The organism is Burkholderia arboris (assembly GCF_038723655.1).
Classification (GTDB): domain Bacteria; phylum Pseudomonadota; class Gammaproteobacteria; order Burkholderiales; family Burkholderiaceae; genus Burkholderia; species Burkholderia arboris.
The window spans coordinates 906,611-923,177 of the sequence record NZ_CP109823.1 but is presented as its reverse complement, the minus strand read 5'-3'; the positions used below and the strand labels follow the sequence as shown (position 1 = coordinate 923,177).

The window sequence follows — 16,567 nt, the reverse complement described above, 5'->3', positions numbered from 1 at the left end:
GCCAAGGTCGACGCGCTTAGCAGCGATCACGTGATGGCCGATGATGGGAGACGTTTGTCGACGATGATCGACAAATCCCGATTCCTGCCGAAAAACTCCCTGCGTGATCCATCTGTCTTTCGACACGCCACGTCGAGCTGATGCCCAGGCTTGGCTGCGGTAAATGGCATTCCCGCAAAACCAATCCCTCGACGACATCCCGGCTCAAGAAACGACAACCGTAAATTCAACTCCCGATTCAAACTCCAGTGTCGTAGTCGAAAACCGCGGATCGTCGTCGAGATAGCGCTTGTACGGTCGAGCGGCGTCCTCGGCCGTGTACATATTGTCGGCAAGTACGATCGATCCCGGGCGCAGCAGACGCTCGATCTGCTTGAATACGGCGAGATAGGCGTCGGCCCACACGTCGATGAATACCAAGTCGAAAATGCCGTCCAGTGCGGCAACGGTCTCGAATACATCGCCCTCCCGCATATCGACATAGGCGTCCAGGCCCGCTGTCTCGACGTGAGCGCGCAGATGTGCGCACTTGAGCGCATCGCGTTCGGTCGCGACGACCACGCCCCGACCCAACGTGCGCAGTGCCTCGGCGAAATACAGCGTGGACACGCCGCGGGAACTGCCGAGCTCGAGGATTCTGGCCGGCCGTTGCGAGAGCACCATGTTGTGCAGGAATCTTCCTGTTTCCGCCGACACGGCTAACGACAGCGGGCTGCCTTCCGGGGACCCGAAGTCTTCGCTGGACAGCCCGATCATGTCGAGAAATCGTCCCCGCAGCCGGGGGGCCAGCGCCTCGTATTCGTCGCCGAGCGTCAGGAACGCTTCGTTCGATCCCTGGAACTGCGCGCGTGCGCGGGCGATGATTTCGGCTCGGCTCTCTTCATGAAGCCGTTGCAGCAGATCGATGGTGGATGAAGCCATTTGCATTCCTAATAGATTATTGAAGTCGACGACATATCCGGCGGCTGCCCCTCCGTCAGGCTTCCTGCGCTGCGGTTCCGTCATCGACGAACCCGGGCGATGCTAGGTCCTTCGGGCGAGCGTGATGGCGCGTTCAGGACACGCCGTCACACAAAGCCCGCATGACCGGCAGGCGTGCGCATTCGGCGTGTAGGCGACTTTCATGCCATGCACGCGCTGTTTCAGGCGATGCATCAGACCGAGGCCGAGGTAATCGGCCTGATCGATGCGCCGGATCTCGAACACGTTCTCAGGGCAGACGGTGACGCAATCCCCCTTGCCTTCGCAACGTTTCAGATCGACGACCGGCGCGATCACCCCCGGCTTCTGTTTGCAGTCGCCCGTTGATTTCTCGCGCATGTTCACTCTCCCGTGCGCGGGTTGCTGCCCGATCGCCATGCGGCCCGGAAACGCTCGCGTTCTTCCGGGGTCATGGATTCCCATTTGCGCCAGTGGCGCCGGCCGTGCCAGCCACGGTGTCCGCGGAATCCGCCGAACAGAATGCGGCTCAACACGAGCAGGCCCAGCGCACGGGCGAAGTCGATCGTACGGGCACCGACGAATAGCGCCGGAATCACCCAGTTCCACAGCATCATGACGACCCATCCGAGCACGCCTATGGCGATCACCACGAGCACTGCTTTGCCCGCACATCTGATTCGAAAATTCATTCGCCGACTCCTTTAGAGATCCAGTTCGTCATAAATGGGCTGCAACCGCGCACGAAGATGCAAGACCGCATAGCGTTTGCGCGCGAGCAGGGTATTGAGCGTGATGCCGCTTTGCGCGGCCATTTCCTTGAAGGACTGCCCCTCGAGTTCATGCGCGATGAAAACCTCACGCTGATTCGATGGCAACTCGTCGAGCGCATCCTGCAAGGCCTTGAGCACGAGCGTGCGAGCGTAGAGCGCTTCGGGGCCGGCATCGTGTGCCGGTAGCGCGAGGTCCAGGCGATACTCGCTGCCCGCTTCGTCCTCGGCCTCGAGCAGGTCGGTCAGCGGCTGCTCCTTCTTCTTGCGAAAGCGATCGATGATGCGGTTGCGCGCGGTACGGAAAAGCCACGCGCTTGCCTGTTCGATTGGCGCAGGCAGTCGATACGCTTGCACGAATTCGTGAAACACATCCTGCAGGATGTCCTCGGCGTCGTCCGGGTCGCGTATTCGACGCCGGATGAAATTCACGAGCCTCGTTCGTTCACGCATCACTGTCGCTGTGATGTCGCGGTCTGGGTCGGTCATCATGTGCGAAGTGGGTGGCGATTCCATGCCTCTGAAGACGTTTCAGGCGCCCGAATATTGTGGCGCCTGTGAAAATCTGCTGCAGCACGCATTCCCGCTATGCGCCACGGGCAGCCGGCACGGTCGTCCGGCCCTGCCGAATCAAGCCGTCCTCTTCCGTTTTCGCCCCCCGCCGATCTCTTGTGTGAACTGGTCTGGCCAGTCAGGCCTTAAGTTCCCGCAGGCGCTGTCGTTAAACAGGACGTTGCCGGCCTTCGGCGACCCCATTCAAATAACGTAGTAACGGAGATCGAAGTCATCATGCTGTCCTCGATTCGTGCTCGGATACTCGCGACCTGCGTCGCCATCGTGGTCACGGCGCTGGCTGTGACGGGGGGGCTGGTCTATTGCGTCGTCAAGAACCACAACGACGAGACCATCGACCAGAATCACAAGTCGATCCTCGCCGGTCACGCGCTGGCGATCAACGAATGGGTGGCCAGCAGGGGACGGGAAACCCAGGCGCTAGCCGATACGATCGCCATCGGCGAGGGCGACCCGCTGCCGGCGTTGAAGCTGCTCGGCAAGTCGGGCGGCTTCGAGGTGCTGACGCTTGGACTGCCGGACAAGACCGCCTTCTCGAATGTTCCGCTCGCGCCCGGCTACGACCCGACCGCACGGCCCTGGTACAAGCAAGCCGTCAGCGCGGGCCAGCTGGTCGTGACGGCGCTCTACCGTGATGCGACGACCGGCAAGCCGGCTGTTGCGTTCGCGGTGCCCGTGGTGCGAGACGGCACCGTGAAGGGCGTGCTCGCCGCCAGCCTGTTCATGGAGAGCGTAAGCGCGATTGTCACCTCCGTTCACCCGACACCGGCGAGCTTCGCGTTCCTGGTGGACAAGAGCGGGCGCGTGATCGCGTCGGCCAAGACCGACCTGATCATGAAGCCTGCGACCGGCTTGTCGCCTGCGCTCGACGCCGATCACCTCGGCGCGCTACAAACGGCGTCCGCCCCCGTCGCGGTCGACATCGACGGGGCCACCAAGCTGATGCGCGCACAACCGATCGCCGGCACGGACTGGTCGCTGGTGCTCGCGCTCGACAAGGCTGACGTGACGGCCGGTATGCGTGCGGTCGCGACGACGACGCTGGCGGCGATCCTGATCGTCGCCGTCATCGCCGCGGCGCTCGTCGGCGCGATGACGAACGCGGCCTTCAAACGCATTCTGCTGGTTCGCGATGCGCTCACGGACGTCTCGAGCGGCAGCGGCGACCTGACGAAACGCCTGCCTGCCGACGGCACGGACGAAGCCGCGCAGATCGCGCATGCGTTCAACCTGTTCGCCGAAAAGATCAGCACGATCCTGCTGCAGATTCGCGAATTCAGCGCATCGGTCAACCTTGCGAGCGCCGAGATCGCCCAGGGCAACCAGGATCTGTCGAGCCGGACCGAACATGCGGCGTCGAGCCTGCAGGAAACGGCCGCTGCACTCGAGGAAATCGCCGGCACGGCCCGCAATTCGGCCGATGCCGCAAGCCAGGTGAGCCGTCTGGCGGAATCCGCGTCGAATGTCGCGCTGCGCGGCGGCTCGGTCGTGAGCGAGGTCGTCTCGACGATGAACGACATTACGCAGGCTTCCGGCGAGATCGCCAACATCGTCGGCGTGATCGACGGCATCGCGTTCCAGACCAACATTCTCGCGTTGAATGCCGCCGTCGAGGCAGCACGTGCGAACGAGCATGGCCGCGGCTTTGCGGTCGTCGCGGGCGAGGTGCGTGCACTCGCGCAGCGCAGCGCGCAGGCCGCCAAGGAGATCAAGCAGTTGATCCACTCGTCGGTCGAGAAGATCGAGGGGGGCTCCGGACTCGTCCAGACGGCCGGCGCGACGATGGATGAAATCGTCGAGGGCGTGCGCGGCATCACGGGCGTGATCGCCGAAATGACCGTCGCAGCGAAGGAGCAGAGCACCGGGCTCGAGCAGGTGAATCAGGCCGTGTCGCATCTCGACAATGCGACCCAGCAGAATGCGGCGCTCGTCGAGCAGTCGGCGGCCGCGGCGACGTTGCTGCGCGAGCAGGCCGCCAAACTCGCGCAGACGGTCGGCGAGTTCAAGCTCGAGGACAGGCGCGCATCGACGATGCAGCCTGTTTGACGACGCGCGACACCGGCCACGCTCGTCTGCTGGATGGGCGGGCGTGGCATCCCTCACGCGTGCCGGCGCGGCTGGCGCACGCAGAGGCGGCACCGCCTCCATCGACAGGCCGAAATGGACGTGACCCGCGACGGGTAGCCGTCCATCGATCCCGCGACGCAGCGATATCGAGAGCGGCCGGCGCCTGTTCCCGGTGGTGCGCGCTGAATGGGAAAGTCACGCGCACGCGGCTGTCCGGACAGCCGGAATCCGGCGCAATCTACATGACCTGCGATGCATGCCCGGCAACGACGCGCCAGCCGGTGCCCGCGCGGCGCCAGAGGCGCGTATAGGCAAACGTGCCGTCGAACGCCGCGCCGTCGAAATGGCCGGCGAGGGTCGCCCTCGTCGTGGTCAGGATCATCTCGTCGATCGCGCATGCGCGCATGTCGTGGACGTCGAGTTTCTCCAGACGCAGCAGCTTCGCGCGATGCGCGGCCAGATCGTCCGCCTTCGAGATGACCTGCCCGGTCGGAACGGTGAATACCAGCGCGTCGTCGAGCAATGCGTCGAGCGTTTCGACATCGTTGGCCAGCATCGCCGCGCGCAGCGCGGCTTCAAAAGGTTCGACGACTGTACGGATTGCATCCATGTCAGGGCCTCGCATCATTCCGGAAGGGTCGCGGTTGGGCACACCGTGGTGACGGATCGTGCCTAGCGCGCGTTCGACAACGTTTGACGCCGCACCAGCATCACCATGCAGATGCCGATCGACGCGAGGAGGTTGACGGCCGGATAGAACGCGACCGCCACACTCCACGTACTCAGTGCCAGCAACGCCAGCGCGTACTTGAGCACGCACAGCGCGAAATAGGCGAGGCTCTCGCTCCACGGATCGCGAATCGTCTTGCGCACGGTCGGGCCGAGACCCGCAAGCTCGATCAGCGTGACCAGACAGATCGAGACCGTCGGATCGTCGGTCAGCACCCACAGCGGAATGGCCGACAGCGCCGCGCACAGAAACAACCAGTCGACGGCCGTCCAGCCGCGTTCGCCGCGAAACAGGCTGGCGACCAGCGTCAGGAAACACGTGACGGCAATCGCCGCCGTGCACCATGCGGACGGTCCCGCGCCGGCCACGAACTGGCCGACAGCCGCGATCGCCGTGACGACCGACCACACGAGCCACGTGAACAGATGCGGGCGAACGGTGCGCCGGTAGATCGCGAGCGCGTACGGAATGGCCGCCAGCAGGGACACGGCCGTTCCGATCACGCCAAAGACCGAAGCGGCACCCTGATCGACACCCACCATCGACGTAACCTCGTTCGGACTGGCCGACCAGTATGTGGTCTGACGGATCGGGGCGCAACGTCGTGCGCATCGCGTATCGCCGCGCGCAGGACGTTGAATCGCAGCGGAAAGCCGATGCGCGCGGACACCAACAAACGGCACCGGGACGGCGCGGTGACAGGAAAACCCACTGCACGACAGTCAAATGAATAGAAATAACCTCTTCAGTGAGAAGAAAAACTGTTCTTTCAAATCTCTTTTTGTTGACCGACAGTTTGCCAACCGGACGACGGCTGCGCATCACGGCTGACATGAAAGTCGGCCGTGCCCGCCGGCACCGTCGCCGGGTCGAACCCAGGCGGACAACAACGCACACGCGCCTGGTCGTCACAACGGAGTCTTGAATGAACCCAACTTCAGCAGAACACCATCAGCACGCGGACTGGAGACGTCTCGCGGCGCAGGTCGTCCCGGGAACGCTCGCCCATATCGGCGGCCGCAGCGTGCCGGCGCGCAGCGGCCGGACGTTCGCCGCGATCAATCCGGCGACCGAGGCCGTCATCGCGGAGGTCGCATCGTGCGACGCGCCGGATGTCGATGACGCGGTGCGCGCCGCACGCAACGCGTTCGAGTCCGGTGTCTGGTCGCGCTGCGCACCGGCCGAGCGCAAGCGCGTGCTGTGCCGCCTCGGTGAGCTCATCGCCGCGCATGGAGAGGAACTCGCGCTGCTCGACTCGCTCAACATGGGCAAGCGCGTCGCAGACGCGTTCAGCATCGACGTGCCGGCCGCCGGCGGCCTGTTCGGCTGGTACGGCGAAGCGGTCGACAAACTGCATGGTGAAGTCGCGTCGACCGACCCCGGCAACCTCGCGGTCGTCACGCGCGAACCGCTCGGTGTGGTCGGCGCGGTCGTGCCGTGGAATTTTCCGCTCGACATGGTCGCGTGGAAGGTGGCGCCGGCGCTCGCGGCCGGCAACAGCATCGTGCTGAAGCCGGCGGAGCAATCGCCGCTGTCCGCGCTGCGTCTCGCGGAACTGGCGCTCGAGGCCGGCCTGCCGCCCGGCGTGCTGAACGTCGTGCCGGGCTACGGCGAGACCGCAGGGCGCGCGCTCGGGCTGCATCCCGACGTCGACGTTCTCGCGTTCACGGGATCGACGGCCGTCGGCAAGAAATTCCTCGAATACGCCGCGCAGTCGAACATGAAGCAGGTGTGGCTCGAATGCGGCGGCAAGAGCCCGAACCTCGTGTTCGACGATACGGACGATCTCGACCTTGCCGCCCGCAAGGCGTGCTTCGGCATCTTCTTCAACCAGGGCGAAGTGTGTTCCGCGAACTCGCGGCTGCTGGTCCAGCGCTCGATCCACGACGCGTTCGTCGACCGGCTGATCTCGCATGCGGCCGCGTTCATGCCGGGCGATCCGCTCGACCCGGCGAGCGGGATGGGCGCGATCGTCGACGAACAGCAGCACCGGCGCGTGCGTGAGTGGATCGCGCGCGGCCGCGACAGCGCGACACTCGCGATCGGCGGCGGCGCACCGCGTGTCGACGGCAAGGGCTACTTCATCGAGCCGACGATCTTCATCGACGTGATGCCTGGCGACGCGATCGCACGCGAGGAGATCTTCGGGCCCGTGCTGTCGGTGATGGCGTTCGATACCGAGGACGAGGCCGTGCGGCTCGCGAACGACTCGATCTACGGCCTTGCCGCGTCGGTGTGGACCGGCAGCCTGTCGCGTGCGCATCGCGTAGCGGGCCGGCTGCGCGCCGGCACGGTGTCCGTCAACACGGTCGATGCGCTGAGCGCGCAAACGCCGTTCGGCGGGTTCCGCCAGTCGGGCTTCGGCCGCGACCTGTCGCTGCACGCGATCGACAAGTACACGGGACTCAAGACGACCTGGATCAGCTACTGATTCGATGCGGTGGGCCGCTGGCGGCCGCACCGCGCTGCACGTCAACGATTTTCATCCATACAACGAACCGGAGACTCGCTCATGAATGCGCCCAACTTTCCGCATCGTACGACGCAGGACTATCAACGCAGCGACGCCGCGCATCACCTGCATGCATTCGTCGACCAGAAGGCGCTGAACGAAGAGGGCGCGCGCGTGATGGTACGCGGCGAAGGTGTATATCTATGGGATAACGACGGCAACCGCTATCTGGACGGCATGTCCGGGCTGTGGTGCACCAACGTCGGCTATGGCCGCCCGGAGTTGATCGATGCCGCCGCGCGGCAGATGAGGGAACTGTCCTACTACAACATGTTCTTTCATACGACGCACCCGTCGGTGATCGAGCTGTCGGAGCGGCTGTTCGCGCTGCTCGGCAATCGCTTCAGCCACGTCGTGTATACCAATTCGGGTTCCGAATCGAATGAAGTGCTGATCCGCACGGTGCGGCGCTTCTGGGACGTGATGGGCAAGCACGAGAAGAAGGTGCTGATCGGGCGCGTGAACGGTTATCACGGGTCGACGGTCGGCAGCGCATCGCTGGGCGGCATGGCGTTCATGCATGAAATGGGCGACCTGCCGATTCCGAACGTCACGCACGTCGACGAACCTTACTGGTATGCGAACGGTGGCGACCTGAGCCCCGAGGCGTTCGGCAAGCAGGCGGCGCTGTCGCTCGAGCGCAAGATTCTCGAGATCGGCGCGGACCGCGTCGCCGCGTTTGTCGCGGAGCCATTCCAGGGCGCCGGCGGGATGATTTTTCCGCCGGACGGCTACTGGCAGGAGATCGAGCGCATCTGCCGCCAGTACGACGTGCTGCTCTGCGCGGACGAAGTGATCGGCGGCTTCGGCCGCACCGGCGAGTGGTTCGCGCATCGTCACTTCGGCTTCGAGCCTGACCTGATCTGCATGGCCAAGGGGCTGACGTCGGGCTATGTGCCGATGGGCGGCCTGATCATGAGTCGGCGCGTCGGCGATGCGCTGGTCGACAAGGGCGGCGTCTATGCGCACGGGCTGACCTATTCGGGGCACCCGGTCGCGGCTGCGGTCGCATTGGCGAACCTCGACGTGCTCGAGCGCGACGGGCTCGTCGAGCGGACGAAGACCGATACGGGCCCGTATCTGCAGAAGGCGCTGCGCGACGCGTTCGACGGTCATCCGCTCGTCGGCGAGATCCAGGGCGCGGGGGCGGTCGGCGCGATCCAGTTCGCGAAGAACAAGGCGACGCGCGAGCGCTTCGCGAACGAAGCGGACCTGACCTGGCACAGCCGGACCGTCGGCTTCGAACTCGGTGCGATCGTGCGTTCGACGAACGGGCGCCTGATCGTCGCGCCACCGCTGGTGATCGATCACGCGCAGATCGACGAACTGGTCGGCACGATGCGCAAGGCGGTGGATGCAACCGCGCGCGAAGTGCTGGGGATCGGCTGCTGACGGGTTGAGCGGCGCGCTTTCGTTCCGGTGATTGACGGACGGGAGCGCGTATCGCGACCGAGATTGGTCGACTTCGTGCGGTATTCGGAGCGGCAGTCAGGGGCACGGAAGTTCGGGTATCAAGGGCGGTGATTCGGTGAGATGCCGTTTCATCTTTTTTCAATTAATGAGGAATGCAGAAAACATCGCCGCCCGCGAGCCGACACACATCACGACATAGACAAGGAGACGAAATGAGTCAGGGCGAGTCCATTGCTCATCTCGAGGAAAGCACCATCCAGCCGATCCCGCTGACCGAGCGGCACGGCAGCGCGAAGGACCTGTTCACGATCTGGTTCGGGTCGAACATCATGATGCTGACGATCGTCACCGGATCGCTCGCGACGACGGTGTTCAAGCAGCCGTTCTGGTGGGCCGCGCTGGCCACACTCACCGGCAGCCTGATCGGCGCAGTGTTCATGGCGCTGCATTCCGCGCAGGGGCCGCAGCTTGGCGTGCCGCAGATGATTCAGACACGGGGGCAGTTCGGGTCGTTTGGCGCTCTGCTGGTGGTCGCGCTGGTCGTCGTGATGTATGTCGGCTTCTTCGCGTCGAACTGCGTGTTCGGCGGGCAGGCGCTGCACAGCCTGAGCCCGGCTATTCCGCTCGATGCGGGCGTCGTCGTGATCGGGCTGATCAGCCTGCTCGGGTCGATCTACGGCTACAAGCTGATCCACGCGTATGCGCGACTGCTGAGCTGGTGCTCGGGCAGCGTGCTCGTGCTCGCATTCGTGTGGATCATCTTCGTGCACGGATTGCCGGGCGATACGTTCTCGAAGCATTCGCTGAACCTGTCCGGTTTTCTCGGTGCGATGTCGGTCGCCGCGCTGTGGCAGATCGCGTATGCGCCCTACGTGTCGGACTATTCGCGCTACCTGCCGCCCGACACGGGGCCGCGCAGCGCGTTCTGGTCGAGCTACTGGGGCTGCGTGCTCGGCTCGTTCTTCCCGATGCTGCTCGGCTGCCTGGTCGGCCTCGCGACGCCCGACGGCAACGTCGTGAGCGGCCTCACGGGCCTCACGCAAGGCATCAGCGTGCTCGTGATCGTCGTGCTGTCGTTCGGCATCGCGGCCAGCAATGCGATGGAGCTGTATTGCGGCGCGCTGTCGGCCATCACCGTGCTGCAGACGCTCTTCCCGTCGTGGTCGGGCAAGGCGCGGGCGCGCGCGATCACCGCGATCGTCCTGTGCGGCATCGCGCTCGCGATCGCGCTGTTCGGACAGGACAATTTCCTCGCCGGCTACACGAACTTCATCCTGCTGCTGCTGTACGTGCTCGTGCCGTGGACCGCGATCAACCTCGTCGATTACTACCTCGTGTGTCACGGCGAGTACGACGTCGATTCGTTCTTCCGGCAGGACGGCGGGATCTACGGACGCTTCAACACGATCGCCGTCGGGTCGTATTTCATCGGCATCGTCGCGCAGGCGCCATTCATGGCGACCGACCTCTATACGGGCGAACTGGCGAGCCGGCTTGGCGGTGCGGACGTATCGTGGATCGTCGGCCTGTCGCTGACATCGCTCGTCTACTACGCGGGTTGCAAGCTGTTCTCGCGGCCGTTGCAGGGTGTCGCGGCGAGCGTCGACTGAGCGCTTCGTGGTGTCGGCGCCCGCGTGACGTTACGGCACGAACGTCCGCAGACGCTTCACGCCGGAGGTCATGGCCGAGCTTGCCGGTGCGAAACTCGCAGATGTTCGCGGCGTATCGGCGTCGCGGGACGGGCGCCCCGCGACTTTCGCACGCGTCCCGGTTCAACCGCACGCGCTTCAAGGCTCCACCTCAGCCGCATGCACGTCACGCCGGAATGCGCCGGGGCTCGTGCCCGTCCACTTGCGGAACGCGCGATGAAACGCGCTCGGCTCGGTGAAGCCGAGTTCGACCGCGATCTCCGCGACGCTGAGCGCGTGCCCGCGCAGCAGCGACTGGGCCAGCGCGCCGCGCAACTCGTCCTTGATCGCCGCGAAGCTTTGCCCTTCGCTGCGCAAGCGTCGCCGCAATGTCGCGGGCGTCGTGCCGAGGCGCACGGCCAGCGTGTCGAAGTCGGGCCACTCGGCGGCCGGCAAGGCCTTCAGGTGCGCGCGTGTCTTCGCGACCCAGCCCGTATCGTGCCGGTAGCGGACCAGCAGGTTGCCGGGCGCGCCGCGCAGGAACGTTTTCAGCGCCTGCTCGGAACGGATCGTCGGCAGCGCGAGATACGCGGCATTGAACGCGAGCCGGCTGTCGGGCCGGTCGAAATGCACGGGCACGCCGAAGAACTGGTGATAGTCGCTGCGCTGATCGGGGCTCGGGCAAGCGAAATCGATGCGCTGCAGCGGGATGCGCCGGCCGGTCAGCCAGCACGCGACACCGAGCAGGATCAGCCAGAAGGTCCGGTACGCGAACGCCGGATATGGCGCGCCCGATTGCGTCAGCACGATCTGCGCCTGCCCGTCGGCCACGACGAGCGCGCCGTGCGGCTCGTCGAGCACCACGCGCAGGAACTGCAGCGCGCGCCGCAGCGCCTGCTCGAGCGTACCGGCGTGCAGCACCGCGTGGCACAGCAGCGTGAAGCTGCCGCGCCGCATCGGGCGCGCGGCGAGCCCGAAGAATTCGTCGTCGAGCACGCCGGCGATCGCCAGCCACAGCCGGCCGTACTGCAGCGGCGTGACGGGCTCGCGCACGGCGGCCGGCAGGCCGGCGGCGCGCAGCACAGGCGCCGTCGCGATGTGCCGCCGGCGCAGGCTCGCGAGCGCATCGTCGACGAAATCCGGCGAAATCATCTGCGGCCCCATTTTCCTGCATCCTCCCGACATGGCAAAAGCGATCACGATTCTAGATTCTGTTTGTCATTGATTGCAATGTACGGGCTGTCTACTATCGATGTATCCCCGTCGCGCCCCTGGCTCGCCGGCGGTCATAACGCACAGGAGACACGCATGCCTGATGGAGCTACCGCCCGGGCGGTGCCGGCCTACGCCGACGCCGTGGCCCGGTTCAGTATCGAGACCGCCGCCGCGCAACTGCACGGCGACCTGGAGCGCGGCCTGAACGCGTGCGTCGAATGCTGCGACCGGCACGCGACGGCGGGCGCGGTCGCGCTGGACTGGATCGATATCGGCGGGCAGCACCACCGCTTCACGTTCGCGCAGATGCAGGCGTTGTCGGCCCGCGTGGCGAACCTGCTCGTCGCGCAGGGCGTGAAGCCGGGCGACGTGGTGGCCGGCCTGCTGCCGCGCACGCCGGAGCTTGTCGCGACGATCCTCGGCACGTGGCGCGCGGGCGCCGTCTACCAGCCGCTGTTCACCGCGTTCGGCCCGAAGGCGATCGAGCACCGGTTGCGCATGAGCGATGCGCGCCTCGTCGTGACCAATGTCGCGAATCGCGCGAAGCTCGACGAGATCGCCGATTGCCCGCCGGTCGCGACGGTGCGCGAACCGGGCGACACGCTGCCGGAGCGCGACATCGATTTCCGCGCGGCGCTCGACGCGCAGTCCGACACGTTCGAACCGGTGCTGCGCAAGGGGTCCGACCTGTTCATGATGATGTCGACGTCGGGCACGACGGGTTTGCCGAAGGGCGTGCCGGTGCCGCTGTACGCGCTGCTCGCGTTCGGTGCGTACACGCGCGACGCGGTCGACCTGCGCGCGGGCGACCGGTTCTGGAACATCGCCGATCCGGGCTGGGCGTACGGCCTCTACTACGCGATCACGGGCCCGCTGGTGCTCGGCCATGCGACGACGCTCTACGAAGGCAGCTTCACGGTCGACAGCACGTACGACGTGATCGAACGGCTCGGCATCACGAGCCTGGCCGGCTCGCCGACCGCGTACCGGATGCTGATGGCCGCCGGACCGGAAGCGGCGGCGCGCGTGAAGGGCAAGCTGCGCGTGGTGAGCAGCGCGGGCGAACCGCTGAATCCGGAGGTCGTGCGCTGGTTCGACGCGGCGCTCGGTGCGCCGATTTACGATCACTACGGCCAGACCGAGCTCGGGATGGTCGTGAACAACCATCACGGTCTCGCACACGTGGTGCATGTCGGTTCCGCCGGCTTCGCGATGCCGGGCTACCGGGTCGCGGTGCTCGACGAAGCGGGCCGCGAGCTCGGCCCCGGCGAGCCCGGCAACCTCGCGATCGACATCGCGCGCTCGCCGCTGCTGTGGTTCCGCGGCTACTGGCAGCAGGACACGCCGGCGATCGCGGGTGGCTATTACCGGACGGGCGACAACGTCGAACTGGAGCCGGACGGCACCGTGAGCTTCATCGGCCGCGCGGACGACGTGATCACGTCGTCCGGCTACCGGATCGGCCCGTTCGACGTGGAAAGCGCGCTGATCGAGCATCCGGCCGTCAGCGAAGCGGCCGTGATCGGCGTGCCCGATCCGGAGCGCACGGAAATCGTGAAGGCGTTCGTCGTACTGTCGAAAGGCTTCGACGGTACGCCTGAACTGGCCGAGGAACTGAGCCTGCATGTGAAGCGGCGGCTGTCCGCTCACGCCTATCCACGCGCGATCGACTTCGTCGACGCGCTGCCGAAAACCCCGAGCGGCAAGATCCAGCGCTTCGTGCTGCGCAAGATGGAAGCCGAGAAGGCCGCTCAACCCTGAATATGGACTGCGAATGAATATCAAGGATCGCGTTTTTATGATTACGGGCGCCGGTTCGGGCCTTGGCGCCGCGGTGGCGCGCATGGTCGTCGAGCAAGGCGGCAAGTCCGTGCTGCTGGACGTCAATGACGATGCGGGCGCGAGCCTCGCGAACGAACTCGGTGCGGCCGCGCGTTTCGTGAAGACCGACGTGACGAGCGAAGCCGATGGCCAGGCGGCCGTCGCCGCCGCGCGCGATGCATTCGGCCGTATCGACGCGCTCGTCAATTGCGCGGGCGTCGCGCCGGGCGAGAAGGTGGTTGGCCGCGACGGCCCGCACTCGCTCGAGCGTTTCGCACGTGCGGTATCGATCAATCTGGTCGGCACGTTCAACATGATCCGGCTGGCCGCCGAAGCGATGTCGAAGCAGGACGCCGACGCGGAAGGCGAGCGCGGCGTGATCGTCAACACCGCATCGGTCGCCGCGTTCGACGGGCAGATCGGGCAGGCGGCGTATGCTGCATCGAAGAGCGGCGTGGTGGGCATGACGCTGCCGGTCGCGCGCGAACTCGCGCGCTTCGGCATTCGCGTCGTGACGGTCGCGCCGGGCATCTTCGCGACGCCGATGATGGCCGGCATGCCGCAGGACGTGCAGGACGCGCTCGGCAAGAGCGTGCCGTTCCCGCCGCGGCTCGGCCGCCCGGAAGAATTTGCGGCGCTGGTGCGCCACATCGCCGAAAACACGATGCTGAACGGCGAAGTCATCCGTCTCGATGGCGCGTTGCGCATGGCACCGCGCTGACACTGGAGGAAGCGAATCATGACGACTCAGGATCCGATCGTAATCGTTGGCACGGCGCGTACGCCGATGGGTGGTTTTCAGGGCGACCTGGCGGCGGCCAGCGCGAGCGACCTTGGCGCGGTCGCCATTCGCGCGGCGCTGGAGCGCGCGAACGTGCCGGCCGAGCGTATCGACGAAATCGTGTTCGGCTGCGTGCTGCCGGCCGGCCAGGGCCAGGCGCCGGCGCGGCAGGCCGCGCTGAAGGCCGGGCTGCCGCTCGGCGCGGGTGCGACCACGGTCAACAAGATGTGCGGTTCGGGGATGAAGGCGGCGATGTTCGCGCATGACCTGCTGCTGGCCGGTTCGGCGGCGGTGGCCGTCGCGGGCGGGATGGAGAGCATGTCGAATGCGCCGTATCTGCTGCCGAAGGCGCGCGCGGGGATGCGCATGGGTCACGGGCAGGTGCTCGACCACATGTTCCTCGACGGGCTCGAAGATGCGTACGAAAAGGGCCGTTTGATGGGCACCTTCGCCGAGGATTGCGCGCAGGCGTACCAGTTCACACGCGAGGCGCAGGATGCGTTCGCGATCGCATCGCTCACGCGCGCGCAGCGCGCGATCGCCGAAGGGCATTTCGTGTCGGAGATCGCGCCGGTGACCGTGAAGGCCGGCAAGACCGAAAGCGTCGTGTCGATCGACGAGCAACCGGGCAATGCGAAGCTCGACAAGATCCCGACGCTGAAGCCGGCGTTCCGCGACGGCGGCACGGTGACGGCCGCGAACGCGTCGTCGATCTCGGACGGCGCGGCTGCGCTCGTGATGATGCGCCGCTCCGAAGCCGAGCGCCTCGGCCTCGCACCGAAGGCCGTGATCGTCGGGCATTCGACGTTTGCGGACAAGCCGGGCCTGTTCGCGACCGCGCCGATCGGCGCGCTGCGCAAGCTGTCCGAGAAAACCGGCTGGAACCTGCGCGACGTCGACCTGTTCGAGATCAACGAAGCGTTCGCGGTCGTGCCGATGGCCGCGATGCGCGACCTCGACCTGCCGCACGAGAAGGTCAACGTACACGGCGGCGCGTGCGCGCTCGGGCATCCGATCGGCGCATCGGGTGCGCGCGTGATGGTGACGCTGCTGGCCGCGCTCGAAACGTATGGCCTGAAGCGCGGCGTCGCATCGCTGTGCATCGGCGGCGGTGAGGCGACGGCCATCGCGATCGAGCGCATCGCGTAACGTATCGCCGAATACGCACGCTGCAACGCGGGCGACGGGTATCGCGCAGGGCGGACTTGCGCGATACCCGTCGCCCGTTTTTTATTCCGGAGAACTTGCCTTCGGCGATACCGCGCCGCATGCGCGGATCACGAGCCGCACGACCTGTTCGGTCCTCTCGTCGAACGCCTTCTTCGTGAAGGTGCGCTTGCCGCTCAGCGCGCGGATCTGCGCATCGAAATCCGCGTAGTGCTGCGTGGTCGCCCAGATCAGGTACATCAGCGCATGCGCATCGATCGGCGCGAGCAGCCCGCGCGCGATCCAGCCGTCGATCACGCTCACGCGCGTGTCGAACCACGGCCTCACGCGTTCCGACAGGATGTCCTGCATGTGCTCCGCGCCGTGGATGATCTCGTTGGCCCACACCTTGGAGCCGAGCGGTCGCCGTTGCGACAGCGCCATCTTTGCGCGCACGTAGCCGGCGATCGCCTCCACCGGATCGTCATCGGCCTCGAACGAGCCGGCCGCGCGATGCCAGTCCTCGAACAAGTCGTCGAGCACGCGACGGTACAGCGCGAGCTTCGTCGGGAAGTAGTAATGCAGGTTGGCTTTCGGCAAACCGGCACGCTCCGCGATCATCGCGGTGCTCGCGCCGTTGAGCCCGCGTTCCGCGAATACGGCCTCCGCACAGGCGAGCAGATGCGCTTCGTTGGACTCGCGGATGTGCGCCTTGCGTCGCCGCAAAGGCGCGGACGTTTCGTCTCGGTCGGTGGCTTCGGTTGCCGCCTCGTCATGTCTCATCGTTACCCTCGCGCGGCGGGCATGCCGCGTTGGGCTTCATTCTAGCCGCTGATCCGCGTCGAACGCACGCGTGCGGATGCCGCGCGTGCGTGGCGATGCTGCATTGCGATGGCACGTTTCTCGCTCTGTCGCGTCATGCAAGAAAGACGTTGCGCTGGTCATTTTGATCGTCTAAAACCTGTCCAATCG

Annotated in this window: 15 protein-coding genes; 7 read left to right on the top strand and 8 right to left on the bottom strand. The window is 65.9% G+C overall.

Annotated features, from left to right (window positions below; all coding sequences use genetic code 11):
- Positions 1–204: 204 nt before the first annotated feature.
- The 4 genes from OHZ10_RS36725 to OHZ10_RS36710 form a co-directional block, all read right to left on the bottom strand.
- Positions 205–921 carry an O-methyltransferase gene (locus OHZ10_RS36725; RefSeq protein WP_342706144.1) on the bottom strand — a complete coding sequence of 239 codons (717 nt, stop codon included), beginning with the start codon at positions 919–921 and terminating at the stop codon, positions 205–207.
- Between the two features lie 102 nt (positions 922–1,023).
- Positions 1,024–1,320 carry a 4Fe-4S dicluster domain-containing protein gene (locus OHZ10_RS36720; protein WP_081052077.1) on the bottom strand — a complete coding sequence of 99 codons (297 nt, stop codon included), beginning with the start codon at positions 1,318–1,320 and terminating at the stop codon, positions 1,024–1,026.
- 2 nt (positions 1,321–1,322) lie between these two features.
- Entirely contained in the window at positions 1,323–1,631 is a 309-nt protein-coding gene (locus OHZ10_RS36715) for a hypothetical protein (protein ID WP_059241051.1), read from the bottom strand.
- Between the two features lie 12 nt (positions 1,632–1,643).
- Positions 1,644–2,225 carry an RNA polymerase sigma factor gene (locus OHZ10_RS36710; RefSeq protein ID WP_196486675.1) on the bottom strand — a complete coding sequence of 194 codons (582 nt, stop codon included), beginning with the start codon at positions 2,223–2,225 and terminating at the stop codon, positions 1,644–1,646.
- 273 nt (positions 2,226–2,498) lie between these two features.
- Here OHZ10_RS36710 and OHZ10_RS36705 point away from each other — a divergent pair, with 273 nt between their 5' ends.
- On the top strand, positions 2,499–4,328 hold the full coding sequence (locus tag OHZ10_RS36705) for a methyl-accepting chemotaxis protein (protein ID WP_342706143.1): 1,830 nt from the start codon (positions 2,499–2,501) through the stop codon (positions 4,326–4,328).
- A gap of 259 nt (positions 4,329–4,587) precedes the next feature.
- On the opposite strand, the gene OHZ10_RS36700 is transcribed toward OHZ10_RS36705, so the two are convergent.
- Both OHZ10_RS36700 and OHZ10_RS36695 read right to left on the bottom strand, forming a co-directional pair.
- Positions 4,588–4,959, bottom strand: coding sequence for a nuclear transport factor 2 family protein (locus tag OHZ10_RS36700; RefSeq protein WP_059241049.1), 372 nt, complete (start codon positions 4,957–4,959; stop codon positions 4,588–4,590).
- 62 nt (positions 4,960–5,021) lie between these two features.
- Positions 5,022–5,621, bottom strand: a complete 600-nt coding sequence (locus OHZ10_RS36695; protein ID WP_059241048.1) for a hypothetical protein — start codon at positions 5,619–5,621, stop codon at positions 5,022–5,024.
- 383 nt (positions 5,622–6,004) lie between these two features.
- On the opposite strand from OHZ10_RS36695, the gene OHZ10_RS36690 reads away from it, so the two are divergent.
- The 3 genes from OHZ10_RS36690 (at position 6,005) to OHZ10_RS36680 (ending at position 10,614) form a co-directional block, all read left to right on the top strand.
- Positions 6,005–7,510, top strand: coding sequence for an aldehyde dehydrogenase (locus OHZ10_RS36690; protein ID WP_342706142.1), 1,506 nt, complete (start codon positions 6,005–6,007; stop codon positions 7,508–7,510).
- Positions 7,511–7,591: 81 nt separating this feature from the next.
- Positions 7,592–8,983, top strand: a complete 1,392-nt coding sequence (locus tag OHZ10_RS36685) for an aspartate aminotransferase family protein (protein WP_342706141.1) — start codon at positions 7,592–7,594, stop codon at positions 8,981–8,983.
- A 233-nt stretch (positions 8,984–9,216) separates the two neighbouring features.
- A complete protein-coding gene (locus tag OHZ10_RS36680) occupies positions 9,217–10,614 on the top strand; it encodes a cytosine permease (RefSeq protein ID WP_342706140.1) in 1,398 nt (465 codons plus the stop codon).
- Positions 10,615–10,791: 177 nt separating this feature from the next.
- Here the strand turns inward: OHZ10_RS36680 and OHZ10_RS36675 are convergent, their stop codons facing one another.
- On the bottom strand, positions 10,792–11,796 hold the full coding sequence (locus tag OHZ10_RS36675) for an AraC family transcriptional regulator (protein ID WP_256087594.1): 1,005 nt from the start codon (positions 11,794–11,796) through the stop codon (positions 10,792–10,794).
- A gap of 144 nt (positions 11,797–11,940) precedes the next feature.
- Here OHZ10_RS36675 and OHZ10_RS36670 point away from each other — a divergent pair, with 144 nt between their 5' ends.
- Genes OHZ10_RS36670 through OHZ10_RS36660 form a run of 3 tightly spaced genes read left to right on the top strand, consistent with a single transcriptional unit; the run spans position 11,941 to position 15,598 of the window.
- Complete coding sequence (locus tag OHZ10_RS36670; RefSeq protein ID WP_174993623.1) at positions 11,941–13,608, top strand: acyl-CoA synthetase; 1,668 nt, start codon at positions 11,941–11,943, stop codon at positions 13,606–13,608.
- 13 nt (positions 13,609–13,621) lie between these two features.
- Positions 13,622–14,389, top strand: coding sequence for a 3-hydroxyacyl-CoA dehydrogenase (locus OHZ10_RS36665; RefSeq protein WP_059241042.1), 768 nt, complete (start codon positions 13,622–13,624; stop codon positions 14,387–14,389).
- Positions 14,390–14,407: 18 nt separating this feature from the next.
- Complete coding sequence (locus tag OHZ10_RS36660) at positions 14,408–15,598, top strand: acetyl-CoA C-acyltransferase (protein WP_059241041.1); 1,191 nt, start codon at positions 14,408–14,410, stop codon at positions 15,596–15,598.
- A gap of 81 nt (positions 15,599–15,679) precedes the next feature.
- On the opposite strand, the gene OHZ10_RS36655 is transcribed toward OHZ10_RS36660, so the two are convergent.
- Positions 15,680–16,378 carry a TetR/AcrR family transcriptional regulator gene (locus tag OHZ10_RS36655; RefSeq protein ID WP_342706139.1) on the bottom strand — a complete coding sequence of 233 codons (699 nt, stop codon included), beginning with the start codon at positions 16,376–16,378 and terminating at the stop codon, positions 15,680–15,682.
- Positions 16,379–16,567: the final 189 nt, after the last annotated feature.